Source organism: Streptomyces aurantiacus JA 4570, from assembly GCF_000414115.1.
Taxonomy (GTDB): Bacteria; Actinomycetota; Actinomycetes; order Streptomycetales; family Streptomycetaceae; genus Streptomyces; species Streptomyces aurantiacus_A.
In genome coordinates this window covers 1-7,706 of the sequence record NZ_AOPZ01000209.1, presented here as the reverse complement: position 1 = coordinate 7,706, position 7,706 = coordinate 1, and the positions used below count along the sequence as shown (strand labels likewise).

Below are 7,706 nucleotides of genomic sequence, written 5' to 3'. Positions count from 1 at the left end.
CCGCGGCGCTCGCCGCGCTGCGCGGGCAGGTCTCGGCGCGGGAGATCGAGCGGCTGACCCGCCGGCACGAACGCCGCGCCCGCGCCGGGCGGCTGGCCAAGCGCCTGGCCGTCCTCGGCGTGCTCGCGGCCGGTGCCGTCGCCGTGTGGAAGTGGTGGGACAAGCAGGCCAACCCGGACTGGCTGGTCGAGCCGCCCGCCGCCACCGAGGTCCCCGACCGCGCCCCGCTGGCCTCGGTCGACGGCAGCGGTCAGACGTCCCTGGACCCGGAGGTTCAGGCCAAGCAGGCCGAGGCGGAGTCTGAGGGCCGGGAGGAGCGGGGCTGAGCCCCGGGGGCCCGGCTCACGGGACGGGCTGAAGCGGCACGGTTCCGTACGGCGGTTCACGGAAGGGGCCGTCGTACGGGCCGCACAGCCCGCCGAGCCCACGACCGGCGGCCCCACCGCGCCGCCCGCGGAACAGCGACCCACCCGACACCGCGGAACAGCGACCCACCCGACAACAGCGACCCGGCGCCGTCGGGCCCACCAGCAGCGAAGGGGCGGCTCACAACCTGAGCCGCCCCTCCACCACCTCCCGCGCCACCACTGTCAGCTTCCGCTGCCGCGCGCGTGCGTGGCCGCGGAGGATCGCGAAGGCGTCGTCCAGGGAGAGCGACCGCTGGGCCGCGAGCACGCCCTTGGCCTGTTCGATGGTGAGACGGCTGGTCAGGGCGTGCTCGAGCTGGCCGGCCAGGGTGCGGCTGCGGTGGAGTTCACGGTCCCGCAGCAGGGCGATGGCCGCGATGTCGGCCAGCGACTGGCCGAACTCCAGGGCCTCCTCGGTGAGCTGCTGGTCCTCGCCGCCGAAGAGCACCAGCGCGCCGACGGTCTGCTCGCGCCCGCGCAGCGGCCGCGCGGCGACCTCGGTGTAGCCGAGGTCGAGGGCGCGCGGGACGTAGTGCGGCCAGCGCTGGCGGGCGACCGGGCTCCTCAGGTCGGTCCTGGGCATGGGCTGCCCGGTCAGCCGGCAGTAGGGGCCCGGCCCCGAGCCGCGGTGATGGGCGTCGAGCACCAGGTCCCTGGCCCCGGCGTCGGACGCGTACGCCTCGCCGGAATCGGCGCCCGCCAGGGCGACCAGGACACCGCACGCGCGGGCGCCGACGAGTTCCCGGCTGCGGACGGCGAGCGCGGAGAGCAGGACGGGGGCGTCCAGAGGTGCGTCAGGGTTGCCGCCGGCCAGTTCCACGAAGATCTCTGCGAGCTGTTGCCGTGGCGTCGTCATGACGGCCCTTCCGAGGTGAGGCTGAGATCACCGGCCACGATGCCCCGCGCGAAGGTCTCCAAGGGCACCGAGAGAGCGAACGCGCGGGCCTTGATGAGCGCCAGCGCGTCGTCGACGGGCCGGCCGATGTGCACGGACACCATGCCCGCCGCCTGCTGCACGACGTCCCGGTGGTCGGTCCCGCCGTACAGCTCGGGGTCGGCGTCCGGGTCGAGCAGCACCATGCGGGTCAGCGCGCCCACGACATCGGCGAAGGCGCGGGTGCCGACGAGCCCCGGGCGCGGGTCGAACACCGCGAGCGCCCCGAGGCAGGAGTCCGACGTGGACAGGGGCACGGCGGCGACCTCACGCACCCCGAGCGCCGTGAGCGCGGGGCCGCAGCAGGGCCAGCGCGTCTCGATCACCGCGCGCGAGGCGACGACCGGACGGCGGCTCGTCGTGGCGTCCCTGGTGGGGCCCTCGCCCAGCATGAACTCCAAGTCCTGGGCGGTGCCCGCCAGTTCGTCGGACGCGGCCACCGCGAGCTGGCTCTGCGCGGTGTCGACCAGGGTGAGCGCCGCGCTCCTCGTGCCGCACGCCTCGGCGACGCCCGTCATGAACCGCGGCGGCGTGCCGCCACCCTGCGCCCACCGCCCCGCGCGGCGCGCGAAAGCCTCCTGGAGCTGGGCCGACGAACGGTGACAGGCGGCGGTCCTGCGCAGCGCCGCGGCCATGTCCTCGTGCAGTTCCTGCCCCGGCGCCTGCGCCCACGCGTCGTGCCGCAGGGCGGAGTCCTCGGCACGGGCCGCGCGCTCCCGTGCCGCCGCCGCGCGCTTCCACGCAGCCGCCGCCTGGTCGGCGTAACCGTCGCCCGAGGTCATACGTGAAGCCTACGCCCGGGCTTTCCGGCGCTGTGGGTGGTTTCGGGGCTTCCCACCACAAAGTGGCCGGAACGATCGGCGCCCGCAGAGGACGGCCCCCGACACTCCGCGTACGGAACGCGGCCGGATCCGTACCCGAGAAGGTGCCGGGACTACCGCACCCGTACGAGGAAATCCACGTCAGCCCTCCGGCTGTTCCAGGGACTCCCGCGCCTCCTCCATGAGGAACACGACCCCGCCCTTGTGCCCGTCGAACGGCGAGCACACGACGTTGCACACGATGGGGCGGCCGATGCGACTCACGGCCGACACCCCGACCTGCTCGGTGCGCTTGCCCGATTCGAGGCACTTCTGGATGATCGGCCGCAGGTCGTCGGTGGGCAGCCCGAAGTCGAGCGCGAAGAACGCCTCGCCCAGGACCTCGTCGGCGCGCAGCCCCCACAGCTCCACCGCGCCGCGGTTCCAGCTCCTGACCTTCATGTCCGCGTCGAGGACGACCACGCCCGCCGCGACGCTGCTCATCACGCCCTCCAGGAAGGCGCGGGCCTCGTCCAGCTCCTCGGTGCGGATGCTCATCTCCTCGTTCATGGTCTCCAGTTCCTCGTTCCCGGACTGGAGTTCCTCGTTCGTCGTCTCCAACTCCTCGTTCGTGGACTGGAGTTCCTCGTTGGTGGTCTCCAGTTCCTCGTTGGTGGACTGGAGTTCCTCGTACGCCGTCTCCAGGTCTTCGCGTACGCGCTTGATCTCGGCCCTGAGCTGGGTCGTCACGGTGACGTCGGTGAACGTGATGATGGTGGCCGCGGGCAGGCCGTCCGCGCCGGACAACGGCTGGATCACGATGTCGTAGTACTGGATCTCCTCGCCCACGCGCCGCTCCACGCGGTTCACCCGCAGCGTCCTGCGCTCGTGCGTCACCTGCTCGATCAGCGAGCGCAGCTCCACGGGCCGGTACGAGATCTCCAGGTCCTGGAAGAGCCGCCCGCAGTCGTTGGTGGTGAGACCGAACTGCACCCGCGCGTGGCTGTTGATGAGAACCACCGCGCCGTCGACGTCCACGGCGATGGCCGGCAGGGGCAGGGCGTCGAGCATCAGGTCGCGCAGTTGCCGGTGGCGTGCCACCGAACGCTGTTCCATGCTGCCTCCCGCCCTGATCTTCAGGGGTGCCGGCTGGAAGCGCGGACCGGACTCGCCCGGGCGCCGCCGGAAGACGCGCTGGCGCATGCTGACCACTTCGAAGCGCTCGGCGTCGTTCAGGAGCATCTCGGCCTTGCCGAGGAACAAGAAGCCGCGCTCGCGCAGCGCGAAGTGGAAGCGGTCGACGATCTGGGCCTGCGCCTCGACGTTGAAGTACATCAGCGTGTTGCGGCAGACCAGCAGGTCGAGCCGGGAGATGGGGGCGTCGCGGGTCACGTCGTGGCGCCCGAAGATGACCCGGCGCCGCAGGTCGGGCCGGAAGCCGAACTGCGCGCCGTTCTGCTCGAAGTACTTCTCGCGCAGCTCGCCCGGCAGGGCCTCGAGGGCCTTGGCGCTGTAGAGCGCGGAACGGGCCTCGCGCAGCGCCTCCTCGTCCACGTCCGTGCCGTAGATCTTGACCCGGCTCAGGCACTCCTCGATGCCCAGCGCCTCGGCGAACATGATCGCCAGGGAGTACGCCTCCTCGCCGCTGGAGCAGCCCGCGCTCCACACCCGGATCTCCTCCTCGGGCCCGAGGCCGGCGAGCAGTTCGGGCACCACCTCGCGCTGCAGGAACGTCCAGGCTTCCGGGTCGCGGAAGATCGAGGTGACGTTGATCAGGATGGTGTTGAAGAGGGCCCCGAATTCGTCCGCGTCGGTCTCCAGGAGGTCGCGGTAGTCCGCGTACGCCTCGATGTCGACGTCGGTCATCCGCTTGCGGATGCGGCGGCCGAGCGAGGAGCGCTTGTAACCGGTGAAGTCGAAGCCGCGGGCGTCCCGCAGAAAGCAGAGAAGGGCCTCCAGCTCCTCGTCCGTCTCGGCGTCCGGTGCTTCACCCATCACTGCCTCTTGTCCTCGACGAGCCCCCGCACGACCGCGGCGATCTCCTCCAGGGGTAGCACGAAGTCCACTGCGCCCGTACCCACTGCCGCCTCGGGCATGCCGCTGAACTCGGCCGATCCCGGATCCTGCGCGATGACGGTGCCGCCGCGCGACTTGACCGCGTCCACGCCCATCGCGCCGTCGCTGCCCGTCCCGGTGAGGACACAGGCGATCGCCCCCGGCCCGTACGCGCCCGCCACCGACTCGAACAGCAGGTCGGCGGAGGGCCGCACGAAGTGCACGAGCGCGCTGGTGGACAGCGTCAGGGCGCCGTCCGGGCCCACCAGCAGGTGCCGGTCGGGCGGGGCGACGTACACCGTGCCGGGCAGCGCCCGCTCCTCGTGCTCCGCGAGCTTCACGGGCAGCGGGGTGCGCCGGGACAGCACCTCGGCGATGACGGTGCGGTGGCGGGGATCCAGGTGCTGTACGAGGAGGACGGGCACGGAGAGGGTGGGGCCGAGGCCGCCGAGCAGCGTGCTCACGCCGTGCACTCCGCCGGCCGACGCGGCGATGGCCACGACCGAGTAGGAGGTCTCCGGGTGCGTGTCTGCCGACCGGTCCGTCGCCTGATGAGCCGTCACGCGGTCGAGCCTAGCGCGGGCGGGCGCGGGGAGGGCGGGCGCGACGGGGGGCACATGGGGTCACGGCGGTGAGGGCTCGGTGCCGGGCGGTTCACCCGCAGGGGGATCCCGCACGGAGACGCCCCTGCCCCCGGCGCCCGGCCGCCCGGGCCCGGACCGCCGCCCCCGCGACGGACGGGGCCCCCGCCGCCCCGCGCTTACGCCATGCGGAGCAACCGGCCGTGCGCGCCCGTGCCGTCGCGCGTCTGCTGGCAGGTATGGGCTATGGCATAGACGGCCCGCGCGAAGCGGGCAGCACACGACGGGACGCGCTCGGCCTGGCCGCGGGACTGCTGGCCGGCGGGGCGCTGTCAGGAGCGATGGCGACACCCGCGGCGGCCGACGAGGACGACTGGGCCGGAGCGCGGGACGACTGGGCCTTCGAGGAGGCGCACGCGGCGCAGGAGCACGAGGACTGGTGCGTCGCGGACCTCGACGAGGAGTTCGAGGCGGACCTCGCCGCCGCGGAGACCGCACTCCCCGAGGAGGACAGCCGCGGACTCGGCGTACCGGCGCGCCCCAAGGGCCGCTACACCCGGCCGCTGCGCCGCCGCTACCGGGTCACCTCGCGCTACGGCGTACGCGGCAACTGGGCCGCCGGGCACCACACCGGCATCGACCTCGGTGTGCCGCGCGGCACCCCCGTGTACGCCGTGACCAGCGGCGTCGTGGTGCTCGCGCGCTGGTCGGGGGCGTACGGCAAGGCCGTGACGGTGCGCATGCGGGACCGGCACTACGTGGTGTTCGGGCACCTCTCGCGCATCTCGGTGCGGCAGGGGCAGCGCATCCGCACCGGCACCCGCATCGGCTACAGCGGCGCCACCGGACGTGCCACGGGCCCGCATCTCCATCTGGAGATACGGGCCCGGCGCGGCTACGGATCGGACATCAACCCCGTCTCCTACCTGGCCAGGCGAGGGGTGCGGCTGCTGTAGCCGGGCTGTCCGGGGCCGTGGGCCGCGGGCTAGGAGATGCCGGGCACGGCGTTCGTCACCGGCGCCACCAGGTCGGTGAGCTGGTGCAGTTGGTGCAGCTGGTTCATGCCGTCGAGCTGGCTGGCCATGGGGGGCAGCTGCTTCCGGTACTCGGCGGGCAGCCCGACCGTCCGCAGGTCGTCGACGGTCTTCAGGATGGAGACCCCGGGCTGGGCCGGAGCATCGGTGGACGCGTGCGCGGCGGGCGCGGTCAGCGCCGCGGCACCGGCGGCGAGCGAGACGGCGGCCATGAGTCGGCGTGCTGATGTCATGGCCTGAAAAACGCCCGGAGCCCGGCGGAGGATACGGTTCGCCCGGCACTGTCACTCATGAAGCGCACCCGGCGCGGAAACATTTCCGGGGGCCCGCACACTCAATCTTCCGCGAGCGAATCCGACACGCCTTCCGGCACGACTTCCGACACAATTTTCGACGCGCCTTCTGGCACTCCTCCAGAATTCCGTCCGACACTTGTCCGGGCTGCCCCGTCCGCCGTGACTTCGTGTCCGTACCGGCGTTAAAGGAACTGCGGTCGTCCCTATGCGGCCGCATTTCCCACTCAAAGGAGAACGTGATGTCTCGCATCGCGAAGGCAGCCGCTGTCACGCTCGGCGCGGGTGCCGTCGTGCTCAGCGGCGCCGGCCTGGCTTCGGCGGACGCCGGTGCGCAGGGCAAGGCCGTCGGCTCCCCCGGCGTGATCTCGGGCAACCTGATCCAGGTCCCCGTGAACATCCCGGTCAACCTCTGCGGCAACACCGTCGACGTCATCGGCCTGCTGAACCCCGCCTTCGGCAACAAGTGCGTCAACAACGGCGGCCACCACGGCTACGGGCACTGACCCGAAGCGAAGCGAAGCCCCCGGCACCGACCGGGGGCTTTCTCCTGTCCGGGACACCGCGCCGGGCCGTCCGCGGGGCCGCGCTACTCCGCGTACCGGTAGATGCCCTGGTGGCTGAGCATGTCCTGCGGCGTGCTCCGCCACGGCGGCATCGGCTCGCGGCGCGCCACGATGCGCCGGTACTGCGACTCGCCCAACGAGGGCGGCTTCGCCGGGAGGTAGGGGGCCGAGTCCGGCCGCAGCCGCTGCCACCGGCTCCACAGCAGGTCCACGAACGCGTGGTGGAGCCAGAACACCGGGTCGTTCACCGACGCGCCGCCGAGCATGTGCCCGCCGACCCAGCGGTGCACCCGGTTGTGGGTGCGCCAGCGCTCGTCGCCGGAGGCGGACGTCCAGCCCTCAAGACGGTTGCGGAAGCCGCGCGGCGAGGTGGAGTCCCAGGGCGACACGTCGTACACCGTCTCCGCCATCGCCCACGCCACGTCCTGCCGGGTCGGCAGCTTCAGCGGGTTGCCGGGGCGGCCGAGATCGCGGGTGAGGAAGTCCCCGTCGGTGACGCCCTCCTTGATCACCCAGCCGTTGCGGCGGGCGAAAGGACCGGTCGTGACCCGCCGGTCGCCCCGCCCGCCGGTCCCGCCCATGAGGTCCTCGCCCCACAGGGACGCGGCGGGCGTGCGGTCCTTCGTCCAGTCCCAGTACGGCACGGTGACGCCGGGGTCCACCCGGCGCAGGGCCCGCTCGAATTCGAGCAGGAAGCGGCGGTGCCAGGGCAGGAACGAGGGGGTCATATGGGCGACGCGGAGCCGGTGTTCGCCGTCCGAGACGTAGAAGTCGATGTGCGTGCGCACGAATTCGTCGTACTCGCCGCCGCGCTTGAGCCGCAGCACGGCGTCGACGAACCGGCGGCGCTCGGCGCGGCTCAGGCTGCTCTGGTTCTTGCGCGTGTACACCACGGTCCGTGTCCGTCCGTTCTCCGGTGGTCCGTCCGTTCTCCGGGCAGGGGCGCGGGGATATGACGCACGCTCTCAGTGGAGTCGGCCGCTCAGCGTCTGGTACGCGCCGAGTTCGTCGACCGCGCCGCGGGCCGCCGCCAGCG

The 7,706-nt window shown here is 72.6% G+C and carries 9 protein-coding genes; 3 read left to right on the top strand and 6 right to left on the bottom strand.

Annotated features, from left to right (window positions below; all coding sequences use genetic code 11):
• The coding region (locus tag STRAU_RS20540) for a DUF5324 family protein (protein WP_037660760.1) at positions 1 to 326 on the top strand (326 nt) is incomplete at its 5' end.
• A gap of 220 nt (positions 327 to 546) precedes the next feature.
• Here STRAU_RS20540 and STRAU_RS20535 read toward each other — a convergent pair.
• From STRAU_RS20535 to STRAU_RS20520, 4 genes are all read right to left on the bottom strand, one after another.
• Positions 547 to 1,263 (bottom strand): GAF and ANTAR domain-containing protein, encoded by a 717-nt coding sequence (locus STRAU_RS20535; RefSeq protein ID WP_016642293.1) that lies wholly within the window; start codon positions 1,261 to 1,263, stop codon positions 547 to 549.
• Positions 1,260 to 2,123: a GAF domain-containing protein gene (locus STRAU_RS20530; protein ID WP_016642292.1), complete on the bottom strand. Its 864-nt coding sequence runs from the start codon at positions 2,121 to 2,123 to the stop codon at positions 1,260 to 1,262. Before STRAU_RS20530 ends, STRAU_RS20535 begins: the two co-directional genes overlap by 4 nt.
• Before the next feature lie 180 nt (positions 2,124 to 2,303).
• Positions 2,304 to 4,136, bottom strand: a complete 1,833-nt coding sequence (locus STRAU_RS20525; protein ID WP_016642291.1) for a CheR family methyltransferase — start codon at positions 4,134 to 4,136, stop codon at positions 2,304 to 2,306.
• A complete protein-coding gene (locus STRAU_RS20520) occupies positions 4,136 to 4,759 on the bottom strand; it encodes a chemotaxis protein CheB (protein ID WP_016642290.1) in 624 nt (207 codons plus the stop codon). The genes STRAU_RS20525 and STRAU_RS20520 overlap by 1 nt, the downstream gene beginning before the upstream one ends.
• Positions 4,760 to 5,016: 257 nt before the next feature.
• Here STRAU_RS20520 and STRAU_RS20515 point away from each other — a divergent pair, with 257 nt between their 5' ends.
• Positions 5,017 to 5,733 carry a M23 family metallopeptidase gene (locus tag STRAU_RS20515; RefSeq protein WP_016642289.1) on the top strand — a complete coding sequence of 239 codons (717 nt, stop codon included), beginning with the start codon at positions 5,017 to 5,019 and terminating at the stop codon, positions 5,731 to 5,733.
• Between the two features lie 29 nt (positions 5,734 to 5,762).
• Here the strand turns inward: STRAU_RS20515 and STRAU_RS42430 are convergent, their stop codons facing one another.
• A complete protein-coding gene (locus tag STRAU_RS42430; protein WP_037660757.1) occupies positions 5,763 to 6,044 on the bottom strand; it encodes a hypothetical protein in 282 nt (93 codons plus the stop codon).
• Positions 6,045 to 6,346: 302 nt separating this feature from the next.
• On the opposite strand from STRAU_RS42430, the gene STRAU_RS20505 reads away from it, so the two are divergent.
• Positions 6,347 to 6,610, top strand: a complete 264-nt coding sequence (locus STRAU_RS20505) for a chaplin (protein WP_037660753.1) — start codon at positions 6,347 to 6,349, stop codon at positions 6,608 to 6,610.
• Between the two features lie 83 nt (positions 6,611 to 6,693).
• Here STRAU_RS20505 and STRAU_RS20500 read toward each other — a convergent pair whose 3' ends face one another.
• Positions 6,694 to 7,563: a tyrosinase family protein gene (locus tag STRAU_RS20500; RefSeq protein ID WP_037660750.1), complete on the bottom strand. Its 870-nt coding sequence runs from the start codon at positions 7,561 to 7,563 to the stop codon at positions 6,694 to 6,696.
• Positions 7,564 to 7,706 lie beyond the last annotated feature (143 nt).

Coding starts and splice junctions, on each gene's coding strand:
- STRAU_RS20535 (WP_016642293.1), bottom strand. CDS start 1,263: ATGACGACGCCACGGCAACAGCTCGCAGAGATCTTCGTGGAACTGGCC.
- STRAU_RS20530 (WP_016642292.1), bottom strand. CDS start 2,123: ATGACCTCGGGCGACGGTTACGCCGACCAGGCGGCGGCTGCGTGGAAG.
- STRAU_RS20525 (WP_016642291.1), bottom strand. CDS start 4,136: ATGGGTGAAGCACCGGACGCCGAGACGGACGAGGAGCTGGAGGCCCTT.
- STRAU_RS20515 (WP_016642289.1), top strand. CDS start 5,017: ATGGGCTATGGCATAGACGGCCCGCGCGAAGCGGGCAGCACACGACGG.
- STRAU_RS42430 (WP_037660757.1), bottom strand. CDS start 6,044: ATGACATCAGCACGCCGACTCATGGCCGCCGTCTCGCTCGCCGCCGGT.
- STRAU_RS20505 (WP_037660753.1), top strand. CDS start 6,347: ATGTCTCGCATCGCGAAGGCAGCCGCTGTCACGCTCGGCGCGGGTGCC.